Annotated in this window: 15 protein-coding genes; 13 read left to right on the top strand and 2 right to left on the bottom strand. The window is 67.4% G+C overall.

Annotation, left to right across the window (positions count from 1 at the left end; translation table 11 throughout):
* Nucleotide 1 precedes the first annotated feature (1 nt).
* From efeB to U5A58_RS09585, 4 genes are all read left to right on the top strand, one after another.
* Nucleotides 2-1321 (top strand): iron uptake transporter deferrochelatase/peroxidase subunit, encoded by a 1320-nt coding sequence (efeB, locus tag U5A58_RS09600; protein WP_321961265.1) that lies wholly within the window; start codon nucleotides 2-4, stop codon nucleotides 1319-1321.
* A gap of 42 nt (nucleotides 1322-1363) precedes the next feature.
* Nucleotides 1364-2383, top strand: a complete 1020-nt coding sequence (locus U5A58_RS09595) for an iron ABC transporter substrate-binding protein (RefSeq protein WP_415774197.1) — start codon at nucleotides 1364-1366, stop codon at nucleotides 2381-2383.
* A 73-nt stretch (nucleotides 2384-2456) separates the two neighbouring features.
* Nucleotides 2457-4082 carry an iron ABC transporter permease gene (locus U5A58_RS09590; protein WP_321961514.1) on the top strand — a complete coding sequence of 542 codons (1626 nt, stop codon included), beginning with the start codon at nucleotides 2457-2459 and terminating at the stop codon, nucleotides 4080-4082.
* Nucleotides 4083-4086: 4 nt separating this feature from the next.
* Entirely contained in the window at nucleotides 4087-5136 is a 1050-nt protein-coding gene (locus tag U5A58_RS09585; RefSeq protein WP_321916846.1) for an ABC transporter ATP-binding protein, read from the top strand.
* Here U5A58_RS09585 and U5A58_RS09580 read toward each other — a convergent pair.
* Nucleotides 5124-5993, bottom strand: a complete 870-nt coding sequence (locus U5A58_RS09580) for a LysR family transcriptional regulator (RefSeq protein WP_321961264.1) — start codon at nucleotides 5991-5993, stop codon at nucleotides 5124-5126. The two genes, U5A58_RS09585 and U5A58_RS09580, sit on opposite strands and share 13 nt — an antisense overlap.
* A gap of 150 nt (nucleotides 5994-6143) precedes the next feature.
* Here U5A58_RS09580 and U5A58_RS09575 point away from each other — a divergent pair, with 150 nt between their 5' ends.
* Nucleotides 6144-7070 carry a DMT family transporter gene (locus tag U5A58_RS09575; RefSeq protein ID WP_321961263.1) on the top strand — a complete coding sequence of 309 codons (927 nt, stop codon included), beginning with the start codon at nucleotides 6144-6146 and terminating at the stop codon, nucleotides 7068-7070.
* Between the two features lie 19 nt (nucleotides 7071-7089).
* On the opposite strand, the gene U5A58_RS09570 is transcribed toward U5A58_RS09575, so the two are convergent.
* Nucleotides 7090-8391, bottom strand: a complete 1302-nt coding sequence (locus U5A58_RS09570; protein ID WP_321961262.1) for an MFS transporter — start codon at nucleotides 8389-8391, stop codon at nucleotides 7090-7092.
* 217 nt (nucleotides 8392-8608) lie between these two features.
* On the opposite strand from U5A58_RS09570, the gene U5A58_RS09565 reads away from it, so the two are divergent.
* From U5A58_RS09565 to mdcH, 8 genes are read left to right on the top strand one after another with little or no spacing between them, the layout of a single operon-like run.
* The gene (locus U5A58_RS09565; RefSeq protein ID WP_321961513.1) at nucleotides 8609-9412 is read left to right on the top strand and encodes a GntR family transcriptional regulator; all 804 of its coding nucleotides are present in this window, start codon (nucleotides 8609-8611) and stop codon (nucleotides 9410-9412) included.
* Complete coding sequence (gene mdcA / locus U5A58_RS09560; protein WP_321961261.1) at nucleotides 9396-11069, top strand: malonate decarboxylase subunit alpha; 1674 nt, start codon at nucleotides 9396-9398, stop codon at nucleotides 11067-11069. The genes U5A58_RS09565 and mdcA overlap by 17 nt, the downstream gene beginning before the upstream one ends.
* Nucleotides 11070-11075: 6 nt before the next feature.
* On the top strand, nucleotides 11076-12032 hold the full coding sequence (locus U5A58_RS09555; RefSeq protein WP_321961260.1) for a triphosphoribosyl-dephospho-CoA synthase: 957 nt from the start codon (nucleotides 11076-11078) through the stop codon (nucleotides 12030-12032).
* Nucleotides 12020-12322, top strand: coding sequence for a malonate decarboxylase subunit delta (locus U5A58_RS09550; RefSeq protein ID WP_042265098.1), 303 nt, complete (start codon nucleotides 12020-12022; stop codon nucleotides 12320-12322). Before U5A58_RS09555 ends, U5A58_RS09550 begins: the two co-directional genes overlap by 13 nt.
* Nucleotides 12319-13200: a biotin-independent malonate decarboxylase subunit beta gene (locus U5A58_RS09545; protein ID WP_321961259.1), complete on the top strand. Its 882-nt coding sequence runs from the start codon at nucleotides 12319-12321 to the stop codon at nucleotides 13198-13200. The genes U5A58_RS09550 and U5A58_RS09545 overlap by 4 nt, the downstream gene beginning before the upstream one ends.
* Nucleotides 13197-14012 (top strand): biotin-independent malonate decarboxylase subunit gamma, encoded by an 816-nt coding sequence (gene mdcE, locus U5A58_RS09540; RefSeq protein ID WP_321961258.1) that lies wholly within the window; start codon nucleotides 13197-13199, stop codon nucleotides 14010-14012. The genes U5A58_RS09545 and mdcE overlap by 4 nt, the downstream gene beginning before the upstream one ends.
* Entirely contained in the window at nucleotides 14012-14689 is a 678-nt protein-coding gene (locus U5A58_RS09535) for a malonate decarboxylase holo-ACP synthase (protein WP_321961257.1), read from the top strand. Before mdcE ends, U5A58_RS09535 begins: the two co-directional genes overlap by 1 nt.
* Entirely contained in the window at nucleotides 14686-15624 is a 939-nt protein-coding gene (gene mdcH / locus U5A58_RS09530; protein WP_321961256.1) for a malonate decarboxylase subunit epsilon, read from the top strand. The genes U5A58_RS09535 and mdcH overlap by 4 nt, the downstream gene beginning before the upstream one ends.
* Nucleotides 15625-15754 lie beyond the last annotated feature (130 nt).

Raw genomic sequence — 15754 nt, 5'->3', positions numbered from 1 at the left:
CATGTCCTCCGACGATACTCCCAACAACCCAACGCGCCTGGCGCGGCGCGGCTTCCTGAAAGCCGGCGCCGCGTTGGGTGCAAGCGTCGGTGCGAGCCTTGGCGCAGGCGCGGCCACGAGCGGCCTCGCCCAGGCCGCCGAGGCCAGGCACCACGCCATGCCCGCCGACCCGATGCTCGCGGTGGAGCCGTTCTACGGCGAGCACCAGGGCGGCATCGTGACGCCGCAGCAGGCGCACACGTATGTCGCGGCCTTCGACCTCACGACGACCTCGCGCGACGACGTCGTCAATCTGCTGCGCAAGTGGACCGAGTCCGCGGCGCGCATGAGCCAGGCGCAACCGGCGGCGTCGCTGGACGGCACCGGCGACGACCACCCCGCGCCCGATTCCGGCGACGTGCTGGGCCTCGGCCCGGCGGGTCTCACGGTCACGTTCGGCTTCGGCCCCGGCCTCTTCACGTCGCAGGACAAGGATCGCTATGGTCTCGCGCACAAGCGCCCTGCCGCGCTCGTCGACCTGCCGCGCTTCAATGGCGACCAGCTGATCGCGCAAAAAACCGGTGGCGATCTCTTCGTGCAGGCGTGCGCCAACGACGCACAGGTGGCCTTCCACGCGGTGCGCCAACTCGCGCGCCAAGGCTACGGAATCCTGACGATGCGCTGGGGCCAGGCGGGCTTTCTCTCGGGCCCGCGCGCGCAGACGCCGCGCAACCTCATGGGCTTCAAGGACGGCACGAACAATCCGCCGACCACCGACCCGAAGGCAATGAACCAGTTCGTCTGGGCCACGGCCGCCGACGCGCCGTGGATGCAAGGCGGCACCTATACGGTGGTGCGCCGCATCCGCATCACGCTGGAGCACTGGGACCAGATGGAACTGGGCTTCCAGGAGCAGGTGTTCGGCCGCCACAAGTACAGCGGCGCGCCTATCGGGCAGAAGAAGGAGTTCGACAACGTCGATCTCGAAGCGCAGGACAAGGACGGCAACCCGCTGATTCCCGAGAATTCGCACGTGCGTCTTTCGAACCGCGCGTCGAACAACGGCGCGCAGATCCTGCGCCGCTCCTACTCGTACAACGACAGCACGGACTTCTATATCGAGCGCTGGCCACCGTGGCGCCAGGAAACCGAATACGACGCGGGTCTGATCTTTGTTGCGCACCAGAGCGACCCGCGCACGGGCTTCATTCCGATCAACGAGCGCCTCGCGAAGTTCGACATGATGAACCAGTTCACGACGCACGTGGGCAGCGCGATTTTCGCGTGCCCGCCCGGCGCGAAAGTGGGCTCGTTCATCGGCGCGGAGCTGTTCAGCGCCTGAGATCGCTTGAAATCATTCGATAACAACGGACAACGAAGCAATATGAAAATTTCCATGATGCGCGCGCCGCTGCGCGCCGCCGCCTTCTCGCTCGCGCTCGCGGGCATGCTGCCGCTCGCCGCGCACGCCGCGTCGATCACGCTCTACAACGCGCAGCACGAGCAGGTCGTGAACCAGCTGGCGAAGGACTTCGAGCAGCAGACCGGCATCGACGTGAAGATCCGCAGCGGCGAAGGCCCGGCGCTTGCGGCGCAGCTCGTCGCCGAAGGCGAGAAGACGCCCGCCGACGTCTACTTCACCGAGAATTCGCCGGAATTGATGCTACTGGAAGAAAAGGGCCTGCTCGCTCCCGTCCAGCAAGCCACGCTCGCAGCCGTGCCCGCACGCTTTAACTCGCCGCAAGGACAATGGGTCGGCGTGACCGCGCGCGAGAACGTGCTCGCGTACAACACGGTCAAAGTGCAGCCCGCGCAATTGCCGAAATCGATTTTCGATCTGGCGAAGCCCGAATGGAAAGGCAAGGTTGGCATCGCGCCGAGCGACGCCGACTTCCTGCCGCTCGTCGATGCCGTGCTCGCCATGAAGGGCGAAGCCGCGACGCTCGAATGGCTCAAGGGCCTGAAGACCAACTCGCAGATCTTCGACGACGATGAAGGCGTGGTTGCTGCCGTGAACCGTGGCGCCGTCGCCACCGGCATCATCAACAACTACTACTGGGACCGCCTGCACGCCGAGATCGGCGACAAGAAGACGCAAAGCGCCGTCGCGCACTTCGCCGATGGCGACGTGGGCGCGCTCGTCAACGTCTCGGGCGCCGCAGTGATGAAGTCCGCGCACAATGTGGACGGTGCGCAGAAGTTCCTCGCCTACCTCGTGAGCGAGCGCGCGCAAAAGCTGATGGCGCAGAACCATATCAGCTACGAGTACCCGCTGCGGCCCGGCGTGGCGAGCGATCCCATCAACAAGCCGTTCGACCAGCTGAAGCCGCCCGCGCTGACCATCCAGCAGCTCGGCGACGACAGCCAGGCAGGCAAGCTGCTGCGCCAGGCCGGCCTGCTGTAAACCGTATGGAGTTCGAAGCAAGATCGTGAGCGAAGCAGTCACTACGGCGCAGGCCGTACCCGAGGCTCATCAAGTGGATGTCGCGGCTGGCCCTCCCCAACGCGCGCCGCGGCGGGTGCCGCGCGCGCTCTTTGCCGCCGCCACGCTCGGCCCGCTGCTGGTGCTGCTGCCGCTCGCGCTGACGTTCTGGCGCGCGCTCTCCTTCGGTCTGGCCGACGCCGCCGAACTGATCTTCCGGCCGCTGGTGGGCGAGTTGCTCGTCAACACGCTCTCGATCACCGTTTCGGCCACGCTCGCTTGCGCCGTGCTCGGCACCGCGGTGGCATGGCTCGTCGAGCGCACCGACGTGCCCGGGCGGCGCGCGTGGGCGCTCCTCGCCGCCGCGCCGCTCGCCATGCCCGCGTTTGTCACGAGCTATGCGTGGGTGTCGCTGAGCCTCGATCTGCAGGACTTTCTCGGCGCGTTCATCGTCATCACGACGGCGTACTTCCCGCTCGTCTATTTGCCCGTGGCCGCCGCGCTGCGCGGCCTCGACCCCGCGCTCGAAGAATCGGCGCGCGCGCTCGGCTGCAACCGCTGGGCCGTTTTCGTGCGTGTCGTGTTGCCGCAATTGCGGCCTGCGCTGTTCGGCTCGATGCTGCTCGTTGCGCTCGGCGTACTGTCCGAATTCGGCGCGTTCACGCTGCTGCGCTTTCGCACGTTCACCACCGAGATCTACGCGGAATACCGCACGAGCTTCGATGGCGGGGGCGCCTCGCTGCTGGCCTGCGTGCTGATCCTGCTCTGCCTCGTGTGTCTCGTGCTCGAGTTTCGCGTGCGCGGGCGCTCGCGCTACGAGCGCGTGGATCGCGGCGCGCGCCGCGCGAGCGTGCGCCATGCGCTCGGCCGCTGGCGCTGGCCCGTTGCGGCAGGTTTCGTCGCGCTCAATGTGGCGACGCTCGGCGTGCCGCTCGCGATGATCGGCTACTGGCTCACGCAGCCCGGCGCGGCTGCGATCACGCCCGCCGATGTCTCGCCGGAGTTGCTGGTTTCGACCACGTTCGCCTCGCTGCGCCTCGGCCTCACCGCTGCGTTTTTCACCGTACTGCTCGCGCTGCCGCTCGCGTATCTGCTTGCTCGCTATCCCGGCCGCGCCGCCACGTTTCTCGAACGCACGGCCTTCATTGCGCAGGGCGTACCCAGTCTCGTCATCGCACTGGCCATCGTCTCGCTCGCCGTGCGTGCGCTCGAACCGCTCTATCAAGGCACCACGCTGCTGATTACGGCGTACGCGATCCTCTGCCTGCCCCTTGCGCTCGTGAGCGTGCGCGCGGCGCTCATGCAGGCGCAGCAGCGCCTCGAAGATACGGCGCGCGCACTTGGCCTCGGCTGGTTCGCCACGCTGCGCCGCGTCGTGCTGCCGCTCGCGGGCCCAGGCCTTGGCGCGGCCGCTTCGATGGTCTTCATCTCGGTGGTCACCGAACTCAACGCCACGCTGCTGCTCGCGCCGATCGGCACACACACGCTCGCCACGCAGGTCTGGACCGACACCTCGACGCTCGCCTTCGCGGCCGCCGCGCCCTATGCCGCACTGCTCACCGCGCTTTCGCTCGCCGCTTCGGGCCTGCTGTTCGCGTTTGCAGGCCGCTCCGCGCTCGCGGGCCATGCACCCGTGACCCTGTCGGTCGATACGGCCAACGCGCCCTCCCACGACGCCTGAGACCATGAGCACACTTCGCATTTCCGGCCTGCAGAAGGCCTTCGACGGTCATCCGGTTCTGCACGGCATCGACCTTTCCGTGCGGTCGGGTTCGCTCGTCGCGCTGCTCGGGCCTTCGGGCAGCGGCAAGACCACGCTACTGCGCGTGCTGTGCGGCTTCGAGCGCGCCGACGCCGGCACGATCGAAATCGACGGCCGCCGCGTGGCCGGCGACCGGCTGCATTTGCCGACCGAGCAGCGTCATATAGGCTATGTGCCGCAGGAAGGTGCGCTCTTTCCGCACCTCACGGTCGCCGAGAACATCGTGTTCGGCCTGCCGCGCGCGCAGCGCCGCGCACGTCATCGCGTGGCCGAATTGCTTGAACTCGTCGGTCTTCCGGAATCCTATGCATCGCGCGCGCCGCAACAGCTGTCGGGCGGCCAGCAGCAGCGCGTGGCGCTCGCCCGCGCACTCGCGCCCTCGCCCGGCCTCGTGATGCTCGACGAGCCGTTCTCGTCGCTCGACGCCGCGCTGCGCGTCGAAACGCGCGAAGCCGTGGCGCGCGCGCTCGCCGCCGCCGGCGCGACCGCCGTGCTCGTCACGCACGACCAGGCCGAGGCGCTCTCGCTCGGCCACGAGGTCGCCGTGCTGTGGCGCGGAAGACTGCTGCAAAGCGGGCCGCCGCAAATGCTCTATCGCCGCCCGGCCACGCGCGAACTCGCGGCCTTCATCGGTGAAGCGGTGTTGCTGCCGGGTACGGTGGCCAACGGGTTCGCGCATTGCGTGCTCGGCACGCTGCCGATCCAGCAAGACCAGTATGGCGCAGAAGGCGCCGTGGACGTCATGCTGCGCCCAGAGCAGATCGACGTGCTACCCGAAGCCGCCCAGCGCGACGGCGCGCTCGATGCGGTGGTAAGCGCCATCACCTTCCAGGGCCAGGACGCCGCGCTCACGCTGCAACTGATCGATGCGCCCGCAACGGTGCGTGCGCGCGTGCCCGGCTATCGCACGCCACGCGAAGGCGAGCGCGTGCGGCTCGCGGTGGGCGGCGAAGTGAGCGTCTACCCGCGCTGACGCGGCACCGAAAGGTCCTGCACCATCTGCTGCGCGAGGTAGTCGCACGTCGGGCGATTCGATTTGACGCTGCGCGCCACCACGATCTCAAGCGGCTCGATCTTTGGCAGGCCCTGCGCCTCGCCGAGAATCGCGAAGCGCGACGGCACGCTGCAACGCGTGAGCGCGACGATCGCAATGCCTGCCTCCACCGTCGCCGTCAAACCCATCAAACTGGCGCTGCTATACGCGGCGCGGTAACGGATGTGCGCGGCGTCGAGCGCCGCCACAGTATGCGCGCGCGCCACGCTGCCATGCTCGTAAAGCCCCACCGGCAGCGGCGACATGGCGAGCGGCGCGGGGTCGGTGGCGGACCCCACCCACACCATCTCCTCGGCCCGCACGAATTCGCCGCGCATCTTGCGGTCGCGCGTGACGAACGCGATGTCGATCTTGTTTTCCGCCAGCATCGGCCCAAGCGCTACGCTCTGCGCACAGACGATCTCGATCTCCACGTGCGGATAGAGGGTCGAAAAGCGCCGCAGCACCGGCGAAAGCAGCGACGCCATGTAGTCGTCGGGCGCGCCGAGCACCACGCGCCCGGTCACCTCGGGCCGCACCAGCGCCGCCCATGCCTCTTCCTGCAAATCGAGCGCGCGCCGCGCATATTCGAGCAGCGTGTTGCCGGGCCGCGTGAGCGCGAGATTGCGCGTGTCGCGCGTGAACAGCGAGGTGCCGAGCATCTGCTCGAGCCGCTTGATCTGCATGCTCACGGCCGCCTGCGAGCGATGCACGGCTACGGCGCCCTTCGTGAAGCTGCCCGCGTCCGCCACGGCGGCGAAGGTGCGCAACAAATCGATGTCGAATTCGGGGTTCATACGTGAGGCGCGTCAGGCAACGAATGGCCTGCGGTGACCATTCATAAGCTGCATTGATGGAATTCTTCAATTTAATTCGTTTGCCCGCGACCCGCAACTGGCGAATACTGAGCGTGTCCCCAACCCACTTTCGATTCCCCCGCTCCGGCCATGCAATCCGAACATCACGGCAACCGCCAGCAAGGCGTCCTCATGCTCGCGGGCGGCGGCCTCTTGATGGGCACGATCGGCGTGTTCGTCGAAGAGGCGCGCCTCGGCGCGCTCACGCTCGTGTTCTTCCGCTGCTTTTTCGGCATGCTCGCGCTCGCCGCGTACTGCGCCTATAAGGGCTGGCTCTCGCCGCGGCAGTTCACGCGCCGCACGCTCGCGCTCGCGGTGATCTCAGGCGTGCTGATGGTCACGCAGTGGGTGGCCTTCTTCGACGCGATCCATCGCACGAGCATCGCCGTTTCGACGGTCGTGTTCCATGTGCAGCCGTTCTGGGTCGTGCTGATGGGTGCGGCGCTCTTTCACGAGCGGCTCGGCGCCGACCGGCTGGGCTGGATCGGCATTGCATTCGCGGGGCTCGTGCTCGCTTCCGGCGTGCTTGCGGAAACCCATGTGGCCGACCGCACGAGCTACATGATCGGCATTGGCGAGTCGCTGGGCGGCTCGGTGCTCTATGCGAGCGTCACGCTCATCGCCAAGAGCCTGCGCAACTTTCGCCCACATCTGCTGACGCTCACGCAATGCGTGGTGGGTTCGGTGTGCCTGCCGCTCATCGCGCCGTTTTTCGCGCCGCTCGAACTCGCGCATATCTCGGCCACGCAATGGGGCTGGCTCGTGGGCATGGGCGTGCTGCACACGGGGCTTTCGTACGTGCTGATCTACGGCGCGCTGCCGATGCTGACCACGCCCGTGATCGCCGTGCTGCTGTTCGTGTATCCGCTCACCGCGATCGCCGTCGATGCGATCGTCTACGGCCGCGCGCTGAGCGTGCCGCAGCTTGCGGGCATGGTTCTGATCGTGGCGGCGAGCCTCGGCGTCAATCTCGGCTGGCGCCTGTTGCCGCCGAGGCTCGTGAAGGCGCGGCGCTAATCAACGCGCCGCACTGAGGTTACGAAGGCAGCGTTTGACCCTTCGTTTCCGGCGCAAACGGAATGATCAGGAGTCCGAGCACGAAGGCCAGCGCCGTGAGCGCAACCGGCACGCCAAGCGTGTGCATGCGCAGCACTGCGGCACCAAGCAGGAAGTTCACGCCCGCCCCCACGAAACGGCCAAACGACGTGCAGAACGCGAACGCCGTGGCGCGCACACGCGTTTCGAACTGCTCGGGCAGCCAGAGGCTGAAGAGCGCGAAGTTGCCGCCAAAGAAGCCCAGTACGAAGAGCAACGCGATGAACGGCACGAGCCCGTTCTCCAGGTAAAACGCCCAGCCGAAGCTTGCCGCGATCGTCACGGCCATGCCCGCGAAATAGACGGCGAGCGTCCATCGGCGGCCAATGCGCTCGGCCAAGGGCGGCAATGCGAGGCAACCCAGGATCGTGCCGATCGACAGGATGCCCGTGGCGATCGAAGCCGTGCGGATCGCCTCGGCCTTGTTCGCACCCGCCTTCGTGGCAAGCTGGATCACGGCGGACGGTTCATAGACCGCGCCTGCCCACAAGCCGATGATCGCAATGGTCAGCAACGCGCACGCCACCACGGTGCGCATGCGATACACGTCGCCGAAGATTTCGCGCAGCGGACGGCCGCGATGCACATGGCTCGCCTCCGACTTCTGCCACTTCGCCGGTTCCTCCACGCGCGTGAGCACGAGAATCGCCACCACCACCGGCACCGCGCCCGTGAGGAACATGGCGCGCCAGCCGAAGTGCACGCCGACCGTGTAATTGAGCGCGGCCGCAATGAAGAAGCCCGCGTAATAGCCGGTCTGCAGATAGCCCGCGCCCATCTTGCGGCGGTCTTCGGGCCACGATTCGGCCACGTAGGTGCCCGCGAGCGCCCACTCCCCGCCGATGCCCACGCCCGCGAGAAAACGATAGAAGCCGAGCGACCACACGCTCTGCGCGGTGGCCGAAAGTCCCGTGAAGATCGCAAACATGAAGATGGTGCCGGCCAGCACGCGCGTGCGGCCGAAGCGGTCGGCGAGCGGCCCCCAGATGAACGACAGGCCCCAGCCCACGAGGAAGAGCGCGAACAGGATCGAGCCGGCAAGCCCGATGTTCGCCGCACTCGCCTCATAGCCCGAGCGCGGCAACAGCTCCGTAAGCGCGGGCGTGAGCACGAGGGCGTAGATGAACGAGTCCATCCCGTCGAGCGTCCAGCCTGCCCAGGCGCCCCAGAAACCGGCGATCTGCGACCGGTTGAGCGGTGTCTTGGTGCGAGTTCGCCCCGCGGACCCGGTAATCGAATTCATGATGCTCCTCTCTCCTTTGATGCCTCGCCAGCACGCGCAGCAGGATGCGCACGCGCGCCGCGAAACGCGGAAATGCAGGCCGCGACAGTGCCAGCCGTGTTCAGGAACTCCCTGTAAGCCCCCGTTCTTCTTACCCGTCTATAGTGAATCTGGTGTTTCCGTGTTGCGGGTTTTCGAGGCTTTCGCCTTGGTCGTTTTATATATAATATGTGATCTCATGAGCGACGCAACGAATGGTTTTCCCCTGGAAGGCGCAGCCGCGCCCCGCACCAGCACCTCGCGCATGATCGCCGACGCCTTGCGCAGCGCGATCGTCGAGGGCAAGCTCGCGCCCGACGCGCCGCTGCGTCAGGACGCGATCGCGCGGCATTTTTCGGTCAGCGCAATCCCCGTGCGCGAGGCGCTGCGCCAGCTCGCGAGCGAAGGCTGGGCGAAGATCGAGGTGAACAAGGGCGCGAGCGTGGCCTCGCTTTCCGCCGACGAAGCGCGCGAGATCTACGAGATCCGCTCCGCACTCGAAAGCCTCGCGCTCGGCCTCGCCATTCCGAATCACACGAGCGCCACGCTGCGCGAAGTGACGGCGCTGGCCGCCGCCGCGAAACGCGAACGCGATCCGTCGCTCTACGTCGCGCGCAACGAGGCGTTTCACATGAGCCTCTACGCGCCCGCCGGCCGCCCGCAGTTGATGGAGATGCTCACCGCGCTGCATCGCCGCGGAGAACGCTATCTGCGCCTGAAATTCGGCTTTCCCGAATACAAGGGCGAATCCGATAGTGAGCATACCGAAATTCTTGCCGCCGTGAAGCGCGGCGACGTGCCCACCGCGCAAAAGCTCGTGGCCGAGCACCTGCTCGGCACGGGCGAACTCATCTACCGTTTCCTGACCGAGCGCGCCGCGCTTCCTGAAGTGGCAACCTCAGTGGCAACTTCAGTGCCGCCTTCGGCACACACTGCCGCCGCCAAGCCGCGCGCCGCCTCTTCCCGCTCACGGAGCCGAACTGCCGATGAAGCCTCAAGCTGATACGCCAACCTCGCCTGACCTCGCGCCACGCTCGTGGACTACGCGCCGGGACGAAAAGGCCCGCCGCCTCGCCGCCATTTCCGGCTGGCTCGAAGACGGCGTCCTGCCCACCTCACGCATGACCGAAGCGCTCGAACTGCTGATCCGCCCAGGTGACCGCGTCGCGCTGGAAGGCGACAACCAGAAGCAGGCCGACTTCCTCTCACGCTCGCTCGCAAAGGCCGATCCGGCCAAGGTCAACAACGTTCATCTGCTGATTTCGAGCATCAGCCGTCCTGAGCATCTCACGTTGTTCGAGCGCGGCATTGCGCACCGGGTGGACTTTGCGTTCGCGGGGCCGCAGAGCCTGCGCGTCGCGCAGTTGCTCGAAGACGGCCAGCTCGAAGTCGGCGCGATCCATACCTATGTGGAGCTGTACGCGCGCATGTTCGTGGACCTGATTCCCCAGGTCGCGCTGCTGTGCGCCGAAAAGGCCGACCGTCACGGCAATCTCTACACCGGCCCGAATACCGAAGACACGCCGACCATCGCCGAGGCTGCCGCATTCAGCCAGGGCATCGTGATCGTTCAGGTAAACGAAATCGTCGATGAACTGCCGCGCGTGGACATTCCCGGCTCGTGGGTCGACGTGGTCGTGCAGGCCGACCGCCCGTTCGCGGTCGAGCCGCTCTTTACGCGCGACCCGCGTCACATTGGCGACTTGCAGGTGCTCACCGCGATGATGGTCATCAAGGGCATTTACGCGCCCTATGGCATCACCGCGCTCAATCACGGCATTGGCTTCGACACCGCCGCGATCGAATTGCTGCTGCCCACGTATGGCGAGTCGCTCGGTCTCAAGGGCAAGATCTGCCGCAACTGGACCCTCAATCCGCACCCCACGCTGATTCCCGCCATCGAGTCGGGCTGGGTGGAAAGCGTGCATTGCTTCGGCAGCGAAGTAGGCATGGAAGCGTATATCGCCGCGCGCCCCGATGTATTTTTCACCGGCAGCGACGGCAGCTTGCGCTCGAACCGCGTGTTGTGCCAGCTCGCGGGGCAATATGCCGTGGATCTCTTCATTGGCTCGACGCTGCAGATCGACGCGGACGCGAATTCGTCCACCGTCACGCGCGGGCGGCTCGCGGGCTTTGGCGGCGCGCCGAACATGGGCCACGATCCGCGCGGGCGGCGCCATGCGAGCGAAGCGTGGCTCAAGCTGCTCAAGGACAACGGACCCGTTTCGCGCGGCCAAAAGCTCGTCGTGCAACTGGCGGAAACCTGGAAGAAAGGCGGCGAGCCGACTTTCGTGGACGAACTCGACGCCATCGCCGTGGGCCAGAAGAGCGGCATGCCCGTCGCGCCCGTCATGATCTACGGCGACGATGTCAGCCACGTCGTGACCGAAGAGGGCATTGCGCACCTGCATCGCGCAGAGGGCATCGACGAGCGCCGCGCCGCGCTCGCGGCCGTGGCGGGCGTGACGCCCATCGGCCTGCGCGCGCAGCAGCAGAAAACCGACGAACTGCGCCGCCGCGGCATTGTGCAGTTTCCCGAGGACCTCGGCATTCTGCGCGGCGAGGCCAAGCGCTCGCTGCTCGCGGCGCGCAGCATCGACGATCTGGTCACGTGGTCGGGCGGACTCTACACGCCGCCTGCGCGTTTCCGCAGCTGGTAAGCGGCGATGCGCACGCTTCCTTCTACCGTGCTTGCCGAGGGCTCGGCGGGCCTTGCGCGGCGCGTTGCCTACGCTGACGCTTCGCAAGCGCCCTGCTCCGAAGCGCTGCTCGCACGCCTGGCCCGCGACGCGCTGATCGAAGAGGCGCGCCTCACGCCGAAGCCCGCGCTCGTGGACGCACGCGGTAGTGGCGCGCACAACGATCTGGATCTCGCCACCATGCTGCGCTCGGCGCACGCGCTCGAACCCACGTTCGAAGCGCTCGCGCGCGCTTCGCGCGGGGCCACGCCCGGCGTAACGTTGCGCACCGATCTCGCGCGCATCGGCCGCGCCGGCGAAGCTGCGATGATGCGCGCGACGCAAGGCAGCAATGCGCATCGCGGCGCGATCTGGATCGTCGGGCTGCTCGTGGCCGGCGCGGCGATCGTGCATACGCCTCAAGGCAGCGACAGCGCGTGGGCGCATGCCGCACATATCTGCGAGACAGCTGCGCAGATCTCGCGCTACGACGACCTGCTCGCACAACCCGTGCAAAGCAACGGGGAACGCGTGCGCCAGCGCTACAACGTGGGCGGTGCACGCAGCGAAGCTCAAGAAGGCTTTCCGCACGTCGCGCGCGTGGGCCTGCCCGCGCTGCAGGCCGCTCGCGCGCATGGCCACGACGAAGCCCACGCGCGCGTGGACGCCCTGCTCGCGATCATGGCCTCGCTCGACGACACCTGTGTGCTGCACCGCGCGGGACTCGCCGGGCGCGAGGCCGCGCAAGCGGGCGCGCAGCGCGTGCGCGATGCGGGTGGCGTCGCCACGCAAGCCGGCCGTGCCGCGTTCGACGCGCTAGAACGCGCGCTGCTCGCACTCAACGCATCGCCGGGTGGTGCGGCCGATCTGCTCGCCGCGACGCTTTTCATCGACAAACTGGTTCAGCACCGCATGGGCGGAAGGACGGTTTCATGGAACAACTGACATTCGACTATCCGGCGCAACGCGCCGTGACGACGCGCGCTCACGTGGGCGTAGTGGGCTCGGGCGATCTCGAGGTGCTGCTGCAGCCCGCAAGCGACATGCAGGCGCGCGTGGTCGTGCATACGAGCGTGGACGGCTACAGCCATATCTGGAAGAGCGTGCTCGACCGCTTCTTCACGCGCTATGACGGCGCGGCGCTCATCGAGATCAACGACTTCGGCGCCACGCCCGGCGTGGTGGCGCTGCGGCTCGCGGAAGCCGTGGAAGCCGCGCAGGAGGCGCAGTCATGAGCAGCGCTAATCAACTGACGCCCGGCGCGCTGCTGCGCGAAAGCTTCATCGAACTGAGCGCGCGCGAACGCGCGCGTGCTGTGCTGGACGCGGGCACGTTTCGCGAACTGCTCGGGCCGTTCGACCGTATCGAATCGCCGTGGCTGCCGCTGCAGGGCATCGTCTGCCAGGCCGACGACGGCGCGGTGATCGCGCGCGGCACCATCGACGGCCAGCCCGCCGTGGTGGCCGCAATCGAATCGGCCTTCCAGGGCGGCAGTATCGGCGAAGTGTCGGGCAGCAAGATCGCCGCCGCACTCGAACTGGCGCTCGCCGACTGCGAGCGCGGCAAGATCGTGCGGCCTGTCATCCTGTTCGAAACCGGCGGCGTGCGCCTGCAGGAAGCGAATCTCGGCCTCGCGGTGATTGCGGAGATCCAGTCGGCCATCGTCGCGTTGCGCAAGCACGTTCCCGTGGTCGGCGTGATCGCGGGCATGGTGGGCTGTTTTGGCGGCATGTCGCTCGCGGCCGCGCTATGTTCGACGCTCGTCATGACGAAGCAAGGCCGCCTCGGCATGAATGGTCCGGAGGTGATCGAGCAGGAAGCCGGCATCGAGGAACTCGATTCGAGCGACCGCCGCCAGGTGTGGCAATTGATCGGCGGCGAACAACGCGCGCAGACGGGTTTCGCCGATGCGCTCGTCGATGACGCCTTGGACGATGTGCGCGCCGCCGTGCGCGCGGCGTTTGCACAAGGCGCGCCGCACACGCCGCGATCGGCGAATGTGGACGGCACGCTAGCGAAGCTCGCGCAGATCGATCCCGCCAGCGTCACCCCTGAAACGATGCGTGCGGTGTTTACTGCTTCGCCCCTGAACCTGCGCGGAGAAAACGCATGAACGATACGACGACGAGCCGCGGCGCACGCTGGCTGCGCGCCCTCGCGGGTACGGACACACAAGGCGCATGCGTGCAATATGCCGATGCGCCGCTCAACGACGAGGCCGCGCGCTTCATCACCGTTGTGCCCGATCCTGCGAACCGTTTCCCGCGCGCGCGCGACAACGTGGTGGGCCTCGAACAAGGCTGGTATCTCGCGAAGGCCGTGCGCGAAGCGATTGCCGAAGACGCCGCAAGCGGCAAGCGCCGCCCCATCATCGCGATCGTGGATGTGAAGAGCCAGGCCTACGGCTATCGCGAGGAGATGCTCGGCATTCACCTCGCCTGTGCCTCCGCCGTGGACGCCTATGCGAGCGCGCGGCTCGCCGGGCATCCCGTGGTGGCGCTGATCGTCGGGCCCGCGATGTCGGGTGCGTTCCTCGCCCATGGCTACCAGGCCAATCGCATCGTCGCGCTCGACGCGCCCGGCACGATGGTGCACGCCATGGGCAAGGAAGCCGCGGCGCGCGTCACGCGGCGCAGCGTGGAGGACCTCGACGCACTCGGCGAAAAGATCGTGCCGATGTCGTATTCGATGGCGTCGTTTGCGAAGCTCGGTCTGCTCGACGAACTGATCGAAGGCGTCGATGCGGACGCACCCAGCAACGCACAGATCGCTCGCGTGCGCGATGTGCTCGCGCAGAAGGTGCGCGAAGCGCGCGGCGACAAGAGCGGTCTCGCGCATCGGTTGCAGGGCGAGTCGGCGCAGCGTACGCGCGCGGCATCGATCGAGGTGCGCAAGCGCCTTGCCCAACAGTGGGACGCTAGCTGATGCGCGTGTGCGCCGCCCCGCCGTTCGCTGCTGATGCGCCACGTGGGGACGACGCGCGCTGGCGCGCGCACGACCTGCTGCGCGTGGCGCGTCTCGCGCACGGCGACAATGAACCGGATTGGGTGCGCGGCGCACTCGCTCGCGCACCCTGGGTCGTCGTGCGGCGCACGTGCGCGGCGGAGGGCTTCGTGGCCGTGGGTGTGCGCGGCGGCGTACGTTCGGAGCGCTTCGGCACGTGGGTCAATATTGAGGATATCGAATCATATTCGAGCCCAGAACATCTTCTCGACGTTGATCCCCTGCGCGCACGCCGCGCGCTGCCTGCGTTCATCGCGCTAGCAACCCTGCGCACCTCCGCCTCGCCGTTGCGCAATCATGTTTGGGGCCCCACGGGCAGCGCCGGTTTCGAGCTCGCCACGGGCGTGCCCACCCTCACGGCATCGAGCGATCTCGACATCCTGATTCGCCTGCCACAACGCATCTCGCGTGGGGCGATCGACTCGCTCGCGCAAGCCCTCGCGCAAGCCGCCAGCCGCGCCGGCACGCGCATCGACGCTCAACTCGAAACGCCCGCGGGCGGCGTCGCGCTGGCCGAACTCGCGGCGCACAAGCCACGCGTGCTGGCGCGCGCTTCGAGCGGCGCGCAACTCGTCGCCGACCCTTGGCACACGCCATGACGCTCGCCCTGCTCTTTCCCGGCCAGGGCGCGCAAAGCACAGGCTTCCTCCACAAACTGCCGCAGCACGACGCGGTACGGGCCACGCTCGACGAGGCGTCGGCCGCACTTGGCTTCGACGTCCTCACGCTCGATAGCGACGACGCCTTGCGCTCCACGGTCGCCGTTCAGATCGGCCTCACGGTCGCGGGCGTCGCCGTGGCACGCGCGCTCGCGCAAGAAGGCCTCGCGCCGCAGTTCAGCGCCGGGCTCTCCGTGGGCGCGTATGCGGCCGCCGTAAGCTGCGAGGCCCTGGCGTTCGGCGACGCGCTGCACATGGTGCGCAAACGCGCCGAGCTGATGGAAAGCGCGTGGCCCTCGGGCTATGGCCTCACGGCCATTGCCGGCTTGAGCGAGACTCAGGTGGAAACGCTCGCGGGCGCGTATGCGCGTGAGGGCGGCGAGCAGGTGTACGTGGCGAACGTCAACGCGCCGCGCCAGATCGTCGTGGCGGGCGCCGATGCCGCCCTCGAAACCTTCGCGGCCCGCGCGCTCGCCGCCGGCGCGCGCAAGGCGCAGCGGCTGGCAGTAGCCGTTCCTTCGCATTGCGAACTATTGGCCGATGCTGCAGAGACGCTCGCCGAGTGGGCGCGAGACATAGCGTTTCGCGCACCGCGTGGCGTGTACGTGGACAATCGCGGCGGCCGGCCGCTCTACAGCGCCGACGCGATCCGCGCCGATCTCGCCACCAACATGCGCTACACGGTGCGCTGGTACGACGCGCTCACGGTCATGATCGAGTCGGGCGCCAGCGTGCTGGTAGAGGCGCCCCCCGGCCAGGTGCTCACAGACATCGCCCGTGAGCAGTATCCCGAAGTGGCGGCGCTCGCAGGCTCAGGTTTGCCGTTGGAGCGGCTCGTCGCGATCGTGCGGCGGCGGCTAGGCGACGACGCCTGAAAGCCATGCCAACGCCGACCACGGCGTTTATGCGCATAAATTCTTATTTTCTTTTTAACGCGAAGCCGCGCGCCGAACAGTCCTCGCCGCGTCGAAAATCGGCAATTGATCACCCATCCAACACGATCTC

The organism is Paraburkholderia sp. J7, from assembly GCF_905220155.1.
In the GTDB taxonomy this organism is placed as follows: Bacteria; Pseudomonadota; Gammaproteobacteria; order Burkholderiales; family Burkholderiaceae; genus Paraburkholderia.
This window is presented reverse-complemented; position numbering and strand designations above follow the sequence as displayed.

What these genes read in the sequence shown, in the direction of transcription:
- efeB (WP_321961265.1), top strand. Translation starts at nt 2, where the DNA reads ATGTCCTCCGACGATACTCCCAACAACCCAACGCGCCTGGCGCGGCGC.
- U5A58_RS09595 (WP_415774197.1), top strand. Translation starts at nt 1,364, where the DNA reads ATGAAAATTTCCATGATGCGCGCGCCGCTGCGCGCCGCCGCCTTCTCG.
- U5A58_RS09585 (WP_321916846.1), top strand. Translation starts at nt 4,087, where the DNA reads ATGAGCACACTTCGCATTTCCGGCCTGCAGAAGGCCTTCGACGGTCAT.
- U5A58_RS09580 (WP_321961264.1), bottom strand. Translation starts at nt 5,993, where the DNA reads ATGAACCCCGAATTCGACATCGATTTGTTGCGCACCTTCGCCGCCGTG.
- U5A58_RS09575 (WP_321961263.1), top strand. Translation starts at nt 6,144, where the DNA reads ATGCAATCCGAACATCACGGCAACCGCCAGCAAGGCGTCCTCATGCTC.
- U5A58_RS09570 (WP_321961262.1), bottom strand. Translation starts at nt 8,391, where the DNA reads ATGAATTCGATTACCGGGTCCGCGGGGCGAACTCGCACCAAGACACCG.
- U5A58_RS09565 (WP_321961513.1), top strand. Translation starts at nt 8,609, where the DNA reads ATGAGCGACGCAACGAATGGTTTTCCCCTGGAAGGCGCAGCCGCGCCC.
- mdcA (WP_321961261.1), top strand. Translation starts at nt 9,396, where the DNA reads ATGAAGCCTCAAGCTGATACGCCAACCTCGCCTGACCTCGCGCCACGC.
- U5A58_RS09555 (WP_321961260.1), top strand. Translation starts at nt 11,076, where the DNA reads ATGCGCACGCTTCCTTCTACCGTGCTTGCCGAGGGCTCGGCGGGCCTT.
- U5A58_RS09550 (WP_042265098.1), top strand. Translation starts at nt 12,020, where the DNA reads ATGGAACAACTGACATTCGACTATCCGGCGCAACGCGCCGTGACGACG.
- U5A58_RS09545 (WP_321961259.1), top strand. Translation starts at nt 12,319, where the DNA reads ATGAGCAGCGCTAATCAACTGACGCCCGGCGCGCTGCTGCGCGAAAGC.
- mdcE (WP_321961258.1), top strand. Translation starts at nt 13,197, where the DNA reads ATGAACGATACGACGACGAGCCGCGGCGCACGCTGGCTGCGCGCCCTC.
- U5A58_RS09535 (WP_321961257.1), top strand. Translation starts at nt 14,012, where the DNA reads ATGCGCGTGTGCGCCGCCCCGCCGTTCGCTGCTGATGCGCCACGTGGG.
- mdcH (WP_321961256.1), top strand. Translation starts at nt 14,686, where the DNA reads ATGACGCTCGCCCTGCTCTTTCCCGGCCAGGGCGCGCAAAGCACAGGC.